The following is a 15,215-nucleotide window of genomic DNA, read 5'->3' as shown; positions in this document are numbered from 1 at the left end:
GAATACTCAAGGATGACAGACAGTCCAGTATTGGCACTTGCTAAAGATCTGATCAGTAGACAGTCCGTAACGCCGGAAGACGCAGGTTGTCAGGATTTGATGATCGAGCGCTTAAAAGCACTCGGGTTTGAAATTGAAGTGATGGTATTTGAAGACACCACAAACTTCTGGGCTCGACGTGGTTCAGAAGCGCCGCTATTTGCGTTTGCTGGCCACACCGATGTGGTACCTGCTGGCAAACTGGAGCACTGGGATACACATCCGTTTGAACCAACTATTGTTGATGGTTACCTACACGGTCGCGGTGCAGCGGACATGAAAGGGTCGCTAGCTGCTATGGTTGTTGCTGTCGAACGCTTCATTGCAGAGAACCCAGACCACAAAGGCTCAATCGGCTTTCTAATTACGTCGGATGAAGAAGGACCATTTATCAATGGTACCGTTCGTGTTGTAGAAACGTTGATGGCACGTGGCGAAAATATCGACATGTGTATCGTCGGTGAACCATCCAGCACCGAAGTGGTTGGCGATGTGGTGAAAAATGGACGTCGCGGCTCTATCACTGGCGATTTGACGGTAAAAGGAACACAAGGCCACGTGGCCTATCCTCACCTAGCCAATAACCCTGTGCACGAGTCTCTACTCGCGATTTATGAACTCGCAACAACCGAGTGGGACAAAGGAAATGATTATTTCCCACCAACCAGCTTCCAGATCCCGAACGTATCGGCTGGCACTGGTGCGTCTAACGTCATTCCTGGCGAGTTCCATGTTCAGTTCAACCTACGTTTTAGTACTGAGCTTAACAATGACGCAATTGTTCAGCGTGTTACCGAAACATTGGACAAGCATGAGCTGGACTACGATCTAAAATGGACATTCAACGGCGACCCATTCCTGACCGATACAGGCGCGCTGCTAGATGCGGTTGTTGCTGCTGTTGCCGACGTGAATGATACGAAGCCAGCCCTACTTACAACTGGCGGTACGTCTGATGGTCGCTTTATCGCTCGAATGGGTGGTCAAGTCGTAGAGTTAGGCCCTGTTAATGCTACGATTCATAAAGTGAACGAATGCGTGAAAGTGGACGATCTAGAAAAGTTGACTGACATGTACGAGAACACGTTGAAACACCTGTTAGTGAAGTAATCAGCGAGAACACCATGACACCAGAGCAACTCACCGGCACCACAGATTCTCATCTGCAATCCACTTTAGTGGGTCAAAAAGCGTTTCTACTCCACCCTGAAGTAGCTGACGATCTGCTAAAGATGATTGAAGCGGCAACAGAAGCAGGTTTTAAAATGGAAATCGCCAGTGGTTTTCGTGACTTCAACCGCCAAAAAGCGATCTGGAACGGGAAGTTTTCTGGTGAGTTGCCAATTCTCGACGTCAACTCCCGCCCTTTAAACAAAGCAGAGTTAAATGACGAAGAGAAGTTGATGGCCATTTTGCGCTGGTCGGCACTGCCTGGAGGAAGTCGTCATCATTGGGGTTGCGATTTTGATGTCTATGCGCGCAATTTATTGCCTACTGACACCAAACTCAAGCTGGAGCCTTGGGAGTACCTTGAAGGCCACCAGCAAGCGTTCTACCAATGGTTAAAAGCCAACCTTGGTCGATTCGGCTTCTTCTTCCCTTATCAGCAAGATTTAGGTGGCGTTTCGATTGAGCCTTGGCACATCAGCCACCGCACTGTCGGGCAACAGTGCCTCGCGCAATTGACGCCTGATGTACTCAGAAGCCAGTTGATTCAGCAGAATCAGACCGACAACATTGCAGGGATTGACGTCATACTGAATAATTTAGATAACGTCGTTGCCAAATTTATTCACAATATCACGCCGCCGGAGGCTCTATGATAGAAATACTCACCAATCCTTGGGTCATTATCATTGTAGTGTTGAGCGTGGTCATTGGTAACATTGCCGCACTCAAATACACCGCAAAAATGAAGTTTGGTCAGATGGATAAAAGCCGTAAGAACGATTTAGATAAGCTGAACACGTTGGATAAACAGCGCTCCGCTGACGAGGAGAGCAACAAAGACGAGCCTCGTTAGTTAAACACCTACTTTATCCCGACACGCCGAATATAAGCATCAAAAAAGGGACCACTGGGTCCCTTTTCAATTATTGTGTAAACGTATCGCGTTAAGTTCGCTTTGGTTACTGCCTCACCGTCGCAGCCAATACAGGCGCTAGTGATTTCAAAAACTCTTCTTCTACTGGCTTACCAGAGGAATCCGTAATATTGATAGACGTACGGTTGCCTAAATCGCCAAGTAAGAATGTGTACTTACCAGCGTCTAACTCCACTGGTTTAACGCCGATATCGTTCCAGAATTCATCATCCGGAGACGCATATTTCGCAGTGATTGTGCCCTGAGACTGGCTACGCTCTTCAATCTTAAAGCCCATCTTAGGTAGAATATTAGGCAGACGTTGCCAAAGCATGTTGTATTGCGCGCGCGCGACAATCACAGGAAGCCCACTACGGTCTTTACCCATTGTAATTGGGATCTGTTTAACCAACTCTTGCGCTTTACGTTGTGCTTCTTCACGTACTTCTTGATCGTAGCGAGCGGTTACCAAGTTCGTCATGAACACATTGTAGCGCTCACGGTTGGTCGCCGTTACTTCTTTCACTTGATTGCCTTCACGCCAGTCAATAAGACTAACTTTAAAGCCGTGTCGACCATTTGCTTCAGCACGTACGATCTCATATCGGCTACCAATTTCCAGCTCTTCGTCTGGCGAATCCCACGTCACCCAACCCGTCTCGATGCGAGAATCTGTTTGGCTTTCAACTGGAATCTCGTTGGCCGCGACCATGTTTTGTACCGTTTGCCAAACTTTATCTAGTTCATCTTTACGAAGTAGCCAAAGTGTCACTTCACCATCACTACTGCGGTCCAGACGTGCACCAGGAATAAGCTCTAGGACTTGTTGAGGTGGACGAATGTCGACATCTTTACCTACACCACCAGCATAGTTACCCTGAGGGATCTCATAGTTCGGATAAAACTGTGGCTGTGCGCCTTGTGGGACATTCCACTCACCCAAATTGGGGGAGTTCAAATACTCGAAGTCATCTTTTGCTTGACGACGTTGATTGGCACCACCTGAACAGGCAGTCAATACGAATACAGCTAATGAACTTAACACTAACTGGCTTGAAAGCTTCATCTATACTCCTAAAACACCGAGGGCGCTTTGGCCCCCAGTATGAACTTCAATCCTAGTAACTCAATCTTAATAGCTCAATTTTAATAAATACCGGCGTCGGTTAACGCCTGTTCAACGATCGGCTGCGATTTTTCAGAAAGTGTGGTTAAAGGAAGACGCAAACCACCTTCTTCAATTAAACCAAGCTTTTGCGCTGCCCATTTTACTGGGATAGGGCTTGCTTCAATGAAAAGGTTTTTGTGTAGAGTCATCAAGCGTTGGTTAATCGCTTCTGCTTCTTCGTACTTACCTTCACTTGCCAAATGGAACATGTCTGCCATGTCTTTAGCTGCAATATTGTTCGTTACCGAGATAACACCATTGCCGCCAAGTTTCACAAAATCGAGCCCCGTCGCATCATCGCCACTTAGTAAGATAAAATCTTCGCCACAAAGTTCACGATGAATTGCAATTCGGTCCAAATCGCCCGTTGCATCTTTTAAAGCCACGATATTATCAAGCTTTGACAAGCGTGCCACTGTTTCTGGCTGCATATCAACAGCAGTACGGCCTGGTACGTTGTATAAAATTAGAGGCACATCACTCGCTTCAGCAATTGCCTTGTAGTGCAAGAACAAACCTTCTTGAGTTGGTTTGTTGTAATACGGTGTCACACTCAGGAAGCCAGCAATACCAGAATCAGCCAGTAATTTGCTAAATGTTACTGCCTCGTGGGTTGCATTTGCACCCGTGCCAGCAATCACAGGGATGCGACCGTCGGCAAACTCAACAGTTTTATTAACGACCTTTACATGCTCTTCAATGGTCAGTGTCGCTGACTCACCTGTTGTGCCTACTGCCACAATACCGTCTGTACCCGCTTCAACGTGGTACTCTACTAGCTTTTGCAGACTGTCAAAGTCTACTTCGCCATCTGCTTTGAATGGCGTAATCAGCGCTACGATACTTCCTGAAAACATGTTTATCTCCCTCATTTAACTCTTTCTGCATGGTACTGTAATGCGATTGAAAAACACAAGAGCGTAAACTCGCTTACAAAGTACAAATGAATGAATAATTATCAGTTGTTAGAGGTCTAGCAACTTAATTGCTCTATTTGGTTTGATTAGCGGCAATATTGATAATCGTGTTGGGCTTTCGAGTGACTTTAGAATCTATCAGTGATTTGGAAAATACTGAAGTGCACAAGCCAGGAAAATATACTCTTTGGTCGTGCTCACCAAGTCAGACCTGAGTGAATAAAAAGACCAAACAACACGCAAGCACATCATGCAAACGTTTTATTCCCCCAACTCCCTCGTTTACTGCTTGCCTCCAATCGTTCACCTCAAGAGCCAACCTGCTTTTTTGTAAACTAAAAAAAGAACTGACTCGATATTTCTCCGCAATATCTGTGCTAACATCTCTCTATTGAAGAAAGGACAAGAAGCTCATTTATGAAGCAACATCTGGTACTTACAGCAGTTGGAACGGACCGTCCAGGCATTTGTAACCAAGTCGTACACCTCGTTACTCAAGCCGGTTGTAACATAGTCGATAGCCGTATCGCTATCTTTGGAAGTGAATTTACCCTGATCATGCTCCTAACTGGGAACGCCAGCAGCGTGACTCGAGTTGAAACACAATTACCCCTGCTTGGCCAAGAGCATGACCTGATTACGATTATGAAGCGTACGTCGGCGCACGAATTGCTCGACAACAGCTACACAATGGAAGTGTTTATTGAGTCTGAAGACCGCCCAGGTCTGACTGAAAAGTTTACTAAGTTCTTCGCGGATCAACAGATTGGTTTGGACTCTCTTAGCGCCCAAACTATCAGTAAGTCAAAAATTCAACTTGATGCCGACCAATTCCACATTGCGATTACCGCATCAGTAAGTGCGGATTGTAACTTAATGCAATTACAAGAAGATTTCGATGAACTTTGTCAGTCGCTCAACGTACAAGGTTCTCTGAATTTCATTAAAAACACACTATAAAGTAAAGGAAATCACCATGAATACGCTGACAGCAGGCTCGCCAGCGCCAGCCTTCTCTTTGCTCGACCAAGACGGAAATACCGTTTCTCTCGAAGACTTTAAAGGCAAGAAAGTACTTTTCTACTTTTACCCTAAGGCGATGACGCCGGGTTGTACTACACAAGCAAAAGGTCTGCGTGACATCAAAGCTGAATTAGATGCGCACAACGTGGTTGTACTTGGCGTAAGCATCGACCCTGTAAAACGCCTAGGCAAATTCATCGAGCGTGATGATTTAAACTTCACCCTGCTTTCAGACGAAGATCATGCCGTTGCAGACCAATTTGGCGTTTGGGGCGAAAAGAAATTCATGGGTAAAGTATACGATGGTCTTCACCGCATTAGCTTCCTGATCAATGAAGAAGGCGTGATTGAACACGTGTTCAACAAGTTCAAAACCAAAGATCACCACGAAGTGGTATTAAATTACCTGAACGAAAACGCATAAGCGCGATCCGTTCTCAAATAACAAAAAGCCCAGCAAACTGCTGGGCTTTCTTTTGAGCATCGTACTTTGGTAACGCCTACTCTTGTTCGACTGGTTCGTTTTCTTCCGTACTCGGTAAGGCATGCCATACGGCTTTAACTAGTGTCGCCAACGGAATGGCGAAGAATACGCCCCAAAAACCCCACAAGCCACCGAAGACTAACACTGCCACAATGATGGCAACTGGGTGTAGATTTACCGCCTCAGAAAACAGAACAGGAACCAACACATTACCATCCAGCGCTTGGATAATACCGTAAGCAAGCAGCAACCAATAAAACGGAGGCGCAAGACCCCATTGGAACAGACCAACGATGGCGACAGGCACAGTTACAGCTGCCGCGCCGATATAAGGAATTAACACCGATAGACCGACTGCTACGGCAAGCAGCGCCGAATAGCGAAGATCTAAAATGGCAAAAGTTACGTAGCTCACGCCACCCACGATTAAAATCTCGAGCACTTTACCGCGAATGTAATTAGAGATCTGCTCGTTCATTTCATGCCAAACTTTATTCGCGAGTTTACGGTTTTTCGGCAAAACACCACTCGCGATTCTTAGCATCTCTTCTTTGTCTTTCAGTAAGAAGAAGATAAGTAGTGGCACTAAAATCAGGTATACCGCTAGCGTCGCAATACTGACTAATGACGCAAGTGAGCCTTTTACTACACTCTCACCAAGTCCCAACGCTTGGTTTTTGGCATTTGTCACCACGGTTTCTACAATTTCTAAGTTTGCTAACTCAGGATGACGTTCTGGTAGCGTGACAATAAACTTTTGTAACCCGTTGTACATGTTTGGAATATCGTTAATTAGATTACCGACCTGAGTCCAAATCGTCGGAACCAAACCAAACAAAGCGATCAACATCAATCCGACGAACATTAAGATCACGATGATGACCGACAAAGTGCGCGGCACGCCCATGCGACACATTTTTACGACTGGCCATTCAAGTAAATAAGCCAAAACGATCGCGACAAGCAATGGCGCAATCAAATGCCCAAAGAAGTAAATGGTGATAAAACCAAACAGCAAGATCGCGACGAGACTTACTGCATGAGGGTCTGAGAAACGTCGTTTATACCAACGACTAACCATTTCAAACATCTTATGCGGATTCCTTATTGAATACAGTCAATGTGTAGTGCTCTGATGTAGATTGGCAATCAACTGAGTACCCTTGGGCACTGAGATAGTTCACAATGTCTCGTTTAGAGCTGTTATCCACCACTTGAATAACAAGTTGATGATACTGCTGCGTTTCTCCTTGAAAGACTTCAGCAGCGTGACGCTTTGCAAGTAACAGTGCCATAGGGCAACGTTGTTCACGCAAATCAAGTAACATGGATTCCATTGTATTGCTCTGCACTTATGATAGGGTTGTATTGTAACGGCTTTTTGAGCTGGTGCTAGCACTTCTGACATGATTTAACCACATGCTGAAATGACTCGGATATAAAATAATTTACGAAACCAATTCATTTATTTCCGGTCTTATTGCTAGCTTATATCCTCTCGGATAACCAAAACGCATGTGGCGCTGTTGAGAGGTTCTCAGCCTCTAACCACATGCTTATGTATTTTGGAGAACCTTTTAAACGTATGTTAAAACGCACTCGCTCGCTAGTTTGCTTATGTCTTGCAGCTGCAATCAGTTCGCCGACAACTTATGCCAATAGCATTGACTTGCCAGACATTGGCACGGCTGCTGGTGGCACGCTCTCAATAGACCAAGAGTTGATTTACGGCGACGCCTATATGCGTATGCTCAGAGCCAGTAAACCTATCGTTAATGATCCTGTTATCAATGAGTATATTGACGCTCTCGGGCACAGATTAGTAGCCAATGCGAACGATGTGAAAACGCCGTTTCACTTCTTTATGATTCGCGACCGCAATATTAACGCGTTCGCGTTTTTTGGTGGTTACGTAGCGTTGCACTCTGGGTTGTTTCTTCATGCGCGTTCAGAAAGTGAGTTGGCCTCTGTTGTTGCTCACGAGATTGCGCACGTCACACAACGCCACCTTGCGCGCAGCATGGAAGAGCAAGCACGTCGCTCTCCGGCCACATTAGCTGCACTCGCTGGCGCATTACTGCTTTCGATTGCCTCACCAGAAGCGGGGATGGCTGCAATTACGGCGGCAACCGCAGGTAACATGCAAAGCCAAATCAACTACACTCGCGCAAATGAGAAAGAAGCGGACCGCTTTGGTATTTCGACACTGGCAAAAGCTGGTTTTGATGTTCAAGCAATGCCACGTTTTTTTGGCCGTCTTGCAGATGAATATCGTTATGCGAGTAAACCGCCGCCAATGCTACTGACTCACCCACTACCTGAAGATCGAATTACTGATAGCCGTGCACGAGCAAGGACCTATCCACCAATGCGAGTTGTGCCTTCGATAGACTATCACCTAGCGCGTGCGCGCATTGTGGCTCGTTACGCTGGCATTGATGGACAAGCTGCTTTGGGCTGGTTTGAGCGAACTCAAAAGAAAGCCTCTGCGGACATCACACCTGCTTTTGACTATGGGCGAGCACTCGTACATTTAGACAGCAAACGCTTGTCTCAAGCGGAACCTATTTTGAAAAAGTTGCTGGAGCAGGACCCAAGTAACCCGTTCTACCTGGATGCTATGACGGATTTATATATCGAGAAGAAGCAGCCAGAAAAAGCAACCGATATGCTCCGTAAGGCGTTATCTCGGAACCCTCAAAATAAAGTATTGACCATTAACTATGCCAACGCGCTACTTGAGGACAATAAAAACGATCAAGCCACGCGAGTCCTTCAAAGATACACTCATGATTATCCTGAAGATACAAATGGCTGGCACCTAATATCGAAGAGCTACCACGCGCTAGGACGTAGTGATGAAGAGTTGGCTGCGCGAGCGGAAATTTTGGCGTTGCGAGCAAACTGGAATAAAGCGATTCAATATTATAGTGAAGCAAGTAAAATGGCCAAGTTGGGCAGCTTAGAGCAAGCTCGATACGATGCCCGTATTGACCAACTCATGATCCAAAGAGATCGATTCATGGCATTACAATAACGAAATGGAGAAAACCATGTCAGTCGTGATTTATCACAACCCTCGTTGCTCAAAGAGTCGTCAAACACTTGAACTGCTTGAGCAAAATGGTGTTACACCGGAAGTCGTCAAATACCTAGACACACCACTTAACGTAGATGAGCTAAAAGCGCTGTACGCACAGCTTGGCTTTTCATCTGTACGTGAAATGATGCGCACCAAAGAAAGCGAATACAAAGAACTTGGCCTAGGCGAAGACTCTGTTAGCGATGAGCAATTGTTCGAAGCAATGGCGAAAAATCCAAAATTATTTGAGCGTCCGGTGGTAGTTGCCAACGGCAAAGCGAAAATTGGTCGACCACCAGAGCAAGTGTTGGATATTCTATAAATGGATTGCCAGATCCTTATTTTGTATTTCAGCCGTCACGGCTCGACAAAACAACTGGCAAGACAGATAGCAAGAGGAGTCGAATCGACTCCTCAATGCCAAGCAATTTTGCGTACAGTTGAAGAATTGTCACCTCACTCACACTCCCCTTCTGATCCAATTGTTACTCTAGAGGAACTGAAAACGTGCGACGGTCTAGCGTTTGGCAGTCCCGTCTGGTTTGGCAACATGGCTGCGCCTTTAAAGCACTTCTGGGATCAGACTACATCTTTATGGGTCAGTGGTGACTTAATCGATAAGCCAGCTTGTGTCTTTACCTCTTCCTCTTCGATGCATGGTGGTCAAGAAACAACGTTACAAAGCATGATGACCCCTTTGTTGCATCACGGGATGATGGTTTTGGGCATTCCTTATGCCGAACCAGAGTTACACACTACGCAGTCCGGAGGCACTCCGTATGGCGCCAGCAGTGTAGGCCATGAGGCAACCCTCAGCAGTGAAGAGATTCGTCTGGCACAACAACTAGGCAAAAGGCTGGCAACTGCAGCGTTAAAACTAAAAGTCTGTTAGTAAAATCAAGGATAGTTAATCGATGTCTGACTCTTTAGACCAAACACCACTCGGTACACAGGCTAAAACCTATCGTTACCTAGCTTTATTTGGCAACTTAGCCTTATTAGCCTGGGTCGCAATTTGGCAGCTTGCGTTGTCCCCTCACCCTCACCTTAGCAGCACAACACTTGCTATTGCTTGGTGTATTCCGCTATTACTTCCGTTGCCTGGTATTTTGGCTGGTAAGCCTTACACTCATGCTTGGGCTAACTTTGTTCTTATGCTGTATTTCTTGCATGCGCTGACCATCCTTTATGTGGATGGTGGAGAACGTTGGCTTGCGGCAGTAGAGTTGCTCCTGACTTCACTCGGTTTCGCTGGCAATATTTTGTTTGCTAGAGCGAGAGGCAAAGAGCTAGGTCTTAAGTTGAAGCGCCTCTCTCAAGTAGAAAAAGAAGAAAAAGCGAAATTCAATAAATAACGCCAATCGCAATCAATCACTGAGCATTGGTTCGAATACGAATTTAGAAAACAAAAAGAGTCGCTATTGCGACTCTTTTTTACGCTTACCACATTGGTGTTTGATCCTTGCGCTTTACGCCTGGAAAGCTATCAATGCGATTACGATGCCGAGCGCCACTCGTAGATCAAGTCATACTGTTCTCGGACAGGCTCCACAATCATAGGCTGAGTTGGTTGCGTTTCGTCCTTTGCTTCCGCCGCGATATCCGCAGGCACTTCAGACTGCACTTTTTCTACCATAGCTGTATCTTTAGCTTCATTCATCGGAGCAATTGGCTCTGCTTCTTGAGTTAAAGCTGGGGCATCAACTTCACCCAAAGGATCTTCAAAAACCATTAATTGAGAAATAGAAGAAGCTTCTTTCTCAAAAGCTTGTTGAGATGCCAAAAGATGGATGTTGAGCGTCAGCTCATCACCTTGGACACGCTTAATTTCCGTACCCGCAACCGAATTAAGTTGTTTTAACGCATTCTCTAAACGGAAGAAGTCCGTGGCAGACGTTACATTAAGGACTTTCACCGCCAACGCTTTTGAAGATTTTCCAGATACTACCACTGCGCTCTTACTCGCGTAGTAGTCAGCGATGCCATCAACCATCTCAGCAATGGCATTGGCGCCTGATGCTGAACCGTTACGCGGAGAGCGTTGTGCTTCAACAATTCTCATTGGTGATTGATCGTATAACGTCCAGCGAATTTGTTCACCTTGAGCGCGCACAACTAAAACGGCATCCGCTGGGTAGCGCTGGCTCGCTTGGCCAATTGGCTCAATAAAGCCGCCCCAAAGATCAGAAACATTAACACCAGTTACATCATCAAAATCACCAACCGGGATCGTGATCGGCAAGCCTCTCGATTTCGCAGCACTGCGAAGTGCTACAGCGTTTGAAGAGTCGGAATGCTCCCAAGCAATATTACGATCGTATCCCTGTTCTTCCACCATCCAAACCAAAATATTGGCACGATTTGACGACCAAGATGGCAATTGAGCTTGTGTTAAAAGCGAGCTGATTTGGTCGCTGTTAAACAACATTTTTAAGCTCGCTTTTCCATCAACCTGCCCATAGCTCAGTTGGGAAATGTAACGCGCACTTGAACCAAGTGCCTTTTTTATCACTGGATTGCTTAAAGAGGATTGAGAACCGGTCGCTCGAACAATCACATCCTGCATACCTTGTTGACGAGCCAGAGACTCACCGTCGTTCTGCTCACTGTCGATAACCACTTCGGCACGATAGATATCCACCTGAGTTAATGCATATACTGGTAGGGACAACCAACCTATCAGTAAGAGAGCTAAATAGCGCATAGTTTTTATAATCCTCTGAACAAGAACCCGAATAATAAGCAACTATCAAATCTTGAGCAAGGTAAGTACTGAGTAAATTGTCTGTATTATGACCAGCTTTGTTAACTCGGGCCTCAACCAGCGCTTCAGTGCTATTTTTTATAATAAACTCATTGCTTATTAAGCTATCTCAACGAGTTAGACAGTTCATTTTTCTTCGTCACGCAAGACTCGCAAAAGAGACCAATTTGCAAGCAACTAACTCTCAAAAGTGCTATTTATGGGAAAGATTCAATCGAAAGTTTGATCCATGCAACGTTGCAAACGATTGCAGGATGATAGTATTCGCCGGATTTGTCTGCGTATCTTGAAAATAGGGAATTATTATGAAAAACGCGTTACAAGGCGCTCAAATGCTCTTTGTCGCTTTTGGTGCTTTGGTGCTTGTGCCGCTGCTAACTGGCCTTGATCCAAATGTCGCCCTCTTTGGTGCCGGTGTCGGTACTCTCCTCTTCCAATTAATGACTAAACGTTCTGTTCCCATCTTCCTTGCCTCTTCTTTTGCGTTTATTGCTCCTATTATGTTCGGTATCCAAACTTGGGGTATCGGCGCAACGATGGGCGGCTTAATGGCAGCGGGCCTGGTTTATGTGGCTCTAGGGGCGATGATCAAAGTGCGTGGTGTTGGATTTATCCATAAAATTCTCCCGCCTGTTGTCGTTGGCCCTGTGATCATGGTGATTGGTCTTGGCCTTGCTCCAACAGCAGTGAACATGGCGGTAGGTAAAACCGGTGATGGTGCTGCACAGCTTGTTAATGGTGATGCTGCGATCATCATCTCGGCGGTCTCACTGCTCACAACCATTGTACTAAGCGTGTTTGCAAAAGGCTTTTTGAAGCTCGTTCCAATTGTCGGTGGTATTCTTGCAGGTTACTCTGTTTCTCTATTCTACGGGGTGGTTGATTTCACTCCAGTAGCACAAGCGGCTTGGCTAGCTATGCCAAATTTCACCGCGCCAGAGTTCAACATAAACGCAATCTTGTTCATGATTCCTGTCGCTATCGCACCAGCAGTAGAGCACGTAGGTGACATGCTTGCTATCTCAAACGTTACAGGTAAAAACTACCTGAAAAAACCTGGCCTTCATCGCACAATCGCAGGTGACGGGGTGGCAACTATCGCAGCCTCGATGGTGGGTGCTCCACCAAACACCACTTACAGTGAAGTAACAGGAGCGGTAATGCTAACCAAAGCATTTAACCCTGTGATCATGACTTGGGCTGCGATCACTGCAATCGTACTTGCATTGGTAGGTAAGCTAGGCGCGGTTCTTCAAACGATTCCAGTACCTGTCATGGGCGGTATCATGATTCTGCTGTTCGGCTCTATCGCCACGGTAGGCCTCAACACACTGATCAAGAATAACGTTGATTTACATAAGTCTCGTAACCTAGTGATCGTTGCCGTAACACTTGTATTTGGTATTGGCGGTATGGCTTTCGGTATTGGTGAGTTCAGCCTACAAGGTGTGAGCCTATGCGGTATCGTGGCAATTATTCTTAACCTTGTGCTACCAAACGATTTAGGTGAAAACCACGTTGTAGATAACGCACAAATGGAAGAAGAGAACGCGAAATAGTGCGTCTGCGCTGCTTTACTGAGTGGCGCATTTTATTCTTCTCGTATTATAGATATAAAAAAGGCTTGGTTTTCACCAAGCCTTTGTTTTTTCTGTTCAGTCGTAGTAATACATTAAAGAATTACTTAGTACCGAAGATCTTATCACCTGCATCACCTAGACCCGGTACGATGTAGCCTTTGTCATTTAGCTTCTCATCGATGGCCGCAGTGTATAGCTCCACATCTGGGTGTGCTTTTTCTAGCGCTTCAATACCTTCTGGTGCAGCAACAAGTACCAACACTTTGATTTGGTTACAACCTTTCTCTTTTAGAAGATCAATCGTAGCAATCATAGAACCACCCGTTGCAAGCATTGGGTCAACAACAAGCGCAATACGCTCATCGATGTTAGAAGCAAGCTTGTTGAAGTAAGGAACTGGCTCAAGTGTTTCTTCATCACGGTAAATACCAACAACACTGATACGTGCGCTTGGCATGTGCTCAAGAACACCGTCCATCATGCCTAGACCTGCACGTAGGATTGGTACTACGGTTACTTTTTTACCTTTAATTTGGTCTACTTCTACCGGACCGTTCCAACCATCAATGGTCACTTTTTCTGTTTCAAAGTCTGACGTTGCTTCGTAAGTAAGTAGGCTACCGACCTCAGTCGCTAACTCACGAAAACGTTTTGTGCTGATGTCACCTTCTCTCATTAGACCAATTTTATGTTTTACTAGAGGGTGCTTTACTTCAACAACTTTCATGTCCATCTCCGGCTATAGTTGGCAATATTTAAACAAACCTTCAGATTATACATGATTTTTACAGGGATATCAGGATAAATCACTAAAGAAAAAAACAGACGCAAACGTTTGCTATCTATGTTTAAGCACTGTTAGAATAGCGCCGTTTTCATATCCAACTTAATACCGAGGACTTCCCTGTGAGTGGTAACAACTCTTCTCTTAGCTATAAAGACGCTGGTGTAGATATTGATGCAGGCAACGCGCTTGTGGATCGTATTAAGGGTGCGGTAAAACGTACTCGTCGCCCTGAAGTTATGGGTGGTATCGGTGGTTTTGGCGCGCTATGCGAATTGCCAACCAAATACAAACAACCTGTACTGGTTTCTGGTACTGATGGCGTAGGTACTAAGCTTCGCCTAGCACTGGATATGAACAAGCACGACACTATCGGCATCGATCTTGTTGCGATGTGTGTAAATGATCTTATCGTGCAAGGCGCAGAGCCACTGTTCTTCCTAGATTATTACGCAACAGGCAAACTAGACGTTGATACCGCAGCGGATGTTGTTTCAGGTATCGCTGAAGGGTGTGTTCAAGCAGGTTGCGCCCTAATTGGTGGCGAAACTGCGGAGATGCCTGGCATGTATGAAGGCGAAGACTACGACGTAGCTGGTTTCTGTGTTGGCGTAGTAGAAAAAGAAGACGTGATTGACGGCACGAAAGTCGCTGCTGGTGATGCACTTATCGCTGTTGGCTCAAGCGGCCCACACTCAAACGGTTACTCCCTTATCCGTAAAATCCTAGAAGTATCTGGCGCAGATAAGAACGAAGAACTAGCAGGTCGCACTATCGGTGAGCACCTACTAGAACCAACGAAGATTTACATCAAATCAGCACTTAAGATGATTGAGAAACACGACATCCATGCGATTTCTCATATCACTGGTGGTGGTTTCTGGGAAAACATCCCACGTGTGCTGCCTGAAGGCACAAAAGCAGTTATCGATGGTAACAGCTGGGAATGGCCAGTGATCTTCAAGTGGCTACAAGAGAAAGGCAACGTCGACACACACGAAATGTACCGTACGTTCAACTGTGGTGTGGGTCTAATCGTTGCACTACCTAAAGACCAAGCGGAAGCCGCGGTTGCTCTTCTTCAAGAAGAAGGTGAAAACGCATGGGTTATTGGTCAAATCGCGCAAGCTGAAGCGAACGAAGAGCAAGTTGAAATCCAATAATTTGCAAATCGAGCTCACAAGATAAAAAGAATGAGGACACTAGATGACTAGGTCCTCATTTTGCTATCTAGAACAATAAAAACCATTCTATTAGTAGGTAGTTTAGAAGCTACATAACTCCAACCTAC

Annotated in this window: 17 protein-coding genes; 11 read left to right on the top strand and 6 right to left on the bottom strand. The window is 45.7% G+C overall.

Annotation, left to right across the window (positions count from 1 at the left end):
- Positions 1-12: 12 nt before the first annotated feature.
- Genes dapE through L3V32_RS07915 form a run of 3 tightly spaced genes read left to right on the top strand, consistent with a single transcriptional unit; the run spans position 13 to position 2,062 of the window.
- Entirely contained in the window at positions 13-1,149 is a 1,137-nt protein-coding gene (dapE, locus tag L3V32_RS07925; RefSeq protein WP_237284083.1) for a succinyl-diaminopimelate desuccinylase, read from the top strand.
- Between the two features lie 14 nt (positions 1,150-1,163).
- Complete coding sequence (locus L3V32_RS07920) at positions 1,164-1,862, top strand: M15 family metallopeptidase (RefSeq protein ID WP_237284082.1); 699 nt, start codon at positions 1,164-1,166, stop codon at positions 1,860-1,862.
- Positions 1,859-2,062 (top strand): DUF2897 family protein, encoded by a 204-nt coding sequence (locus L3V32_RS07915; RefSeq protein WP_012841517.1) that lies wholly within the window; start codon positions 1,859-1,861, stop codon positions 2,060-2,062. The genes L3V32_RS07920 and L3V32_RS07915 overlap by 4 nt, the downstream gene beginning before the upstream one ends.
- Before the next feature lie 106 nt (positions 2,063-2,168).
- On the opposite strand, the gene bamC is transcribed toward L3V32_RS07915, so the two are convergent.
- Both bamC and dapA read right to left on the bottom strand, forming a co-directional pair.
- A complete protein-coding gene (gene bamC, locus L3V32_RS07910; protein WP_237284081.1) occupies positions 2,169-3,188 on the bottom strand; it encodes an outer membrane protein assembly factor BamC in 1,020 nt (339 codons plus the stop codon).
- Between the two features lie 80 nt (positions 3,189-3,268).
- A complete protein-coding gene (dapA, locus tag L3V32_RS07905; protein ID WP_012841516.1) occupies positions 3,269-4,147 on the bottom strand; it encodes a 4-hydroxy-tetrahydrodipicolinate synthase in 879 nt (292 codons plus the stop codon).
- Between the two features lie 477 nt (positions 4,148-4,624).
- On the opposite strand from dapA, the gene L3V32_RS07900 reads away from it, so the two are divergent.
- The gene (locus tag L3V32_RS07900; RefSeq protein ID WP_012841515.1) at positions 4,625-5,167 is read left to right on the top strand and encodes a glycine cleavage system protein R; all 543 of its coding nucleotides are present in this window, start codon (positions 4,625-4,627) and stop codon (positions 5,165-5,167) included.
- 16 nt (positions 5,168-5,183) lie between these two features.
- Positions 5,184-5,654, top strand: coding sequence for a thioredoxin-dependent thiol peroxidase (bcp, locus tag L3V32_RS07895; protein ID WP_005380418.1), 471 nt, complete (start codon positions 5,184-5,186; stop codon positions 5,652-5,654).
- A gap of 76 nt (positions 5,655-5,730) precedes the next feature.
- Here bcp and L3V32_RS07890 read toward each other — a convergent pair whose 3' ends face one another.
- Complete coding sequence (locus tag L3V32_RS07890; protein WP_006741685.1) at positions 5,731-6,804, bottom strand: AI-2E family transporter; 1,074 nt, start codon at positions 6,802-6,804, stop codon at positions 5,731-5,733.
- 1 nt (position 6,805) lies between these two features.
- A complete protein-coding gene (locus L3V32_RS07885) occupies positions 6,806-7,042 on the bottom strand; it encodes a sulfurtransferase TusA family protein (protein WP_046875522.1) in 237 nt (78 codons plus the stop codon).
- Between the two features lie 257 nt (positions 7,043-7,299).
- On the opposite strand from L3V32_RS07885, the gene L3V32_RS07880 reads away from it, so the two are divergent.
- From L3V32_RS07880 to L3V32_RS07865, 4 genes are read left to right on the top strand one after another with little or no spacing between them, the layout of a single operon-like run.
- The gene (locus tag L3V32_RS07880) at positions 7,300-8,751 is read left to right on the top strand and encodes a M48 family metallopeptidase (protein ID WP_046875521.1); all 1,452 of its coding nucleotides are present in this window, start codon (positions 7,300-7,302) and stop codon (positions 8,749-8,751) included.
- Between the two features lie 16 nt (positions 8,752-8,767).
- A complete protein-coding gene (gene arsC, locus L3V32_RS07875) occupies positions 8,768-9,118 on the top strand; it encodes an arsenate reductase (glutaredoxin) (RefSeq protein WP_005380410.1) in 351 nt (116 codons plus the stop codon).
- The gene (gene wrbA / locus L3V32_RS07870) at positions 9,119-9,688 is read left to right on the top strand and encodes an NAD(P)H:quinone oxidoreductase (RefSeq protein ID WP_012841512.1); all 570 of its coding nucleotides are present in this window, start codon (positions 9,119-9,121) and stop codon (positions 9,686-9,688) included.
- Positions 9,689-9,710: 22 nt separating this feature from the next.
- Positions 9,711-10,151: a DUF2069 domain-containing protein gene (locus L3V32_RS07865; RefSeq protein ID WP_012841511.1), complete on the top strand. Its 441-nt coding sequence runs from the start codon at positions 9,711-9,713 to the stop codon at positions 10,149-10,151.
- 140 nt (positions 10,152-10,291) lie between these two features.
- Here the strand turns inward: L3V32_RS07865 and L3V32_RS07860 are convergent, their stop codons facing one another.
- Positions 10,292-11,500 (bottom strand): DUF2066 domain-containing protein, encoded by a 1,209-nt coding sequence (locus tag L3V32_RS07860; RefSeq protein ID WP_237284080.1) that lies wholly within the window; start codon positions 11,498-11,500, stop codon positions 10,292-10,294.
- A 365-nt stretch (positions 11,501-11,865) separates the two neighbouring features.
- Here L3V32_RS07860 and L3V32_RS07855 point away from each other — a divergent pair, with 365 nt between their 5' ends.
- A complete protein-coding gene (locus tag L3V32_RS07855; RefSeq protein WP_053809782.1) occupies positions 11,866-13,119 on the top strand; it encodes a uracil-xanthine permease family protein in 1,254 nt (417 codons plus the stop codon).
- Between the two features lie 121 nt (positions 13,120-13,240).
- Here the strand turns inward: L3V32_RS07855 and upp are convergent, their stop codons facing one another.
- Positions 13,241-13,867 (bottom strand): uracil phosphoribosyltransferase, encoded by a 627-nt coding sequence (gene upp, locus L3V32_RS07850; RefSeq protein WP_041852906.1) that lies wholly within the window; start codon positions 13,865-13,867, stop codon positions 13,241-13,243.
- Positions 13,868-14,046: 179 nt separating this feature from the next.
- Here upp and purM point away from each other — a divergent pair, with 179 nt between their 5' ends.
- Complete coding sequence (gene purM / locus L3V32_RS07845) at positions 14,047-15,087, top strand: phosphoribosylformylglycinamidine cyclo-ligase (RefSeq protein WP_054867197.1); 1,041 nt, start codon at positions 14,047-14,049, stop codon at positions 15,085-15,087.
- The last annotated feature ends 128 nt before the right edge of the window (positions 15,088-15,215 follow it).

This window comes from Vibrio sp. J2-4 (assembly GCF_021728155.1).
In the GTDB taxonomy this organism is placed as follows: domain Bacteria; phylum Pseudomonadota; class Gammaproteobacteria; order Enterobacterales; family Vibrionaceae; genus Vibrio; species Vibrio diabolicus.
The sequence above is the reverse complement of the archived record's forward strand: the minus strand, read 5'-3'. Positions and strand labels throughout refer to the sequence as shown.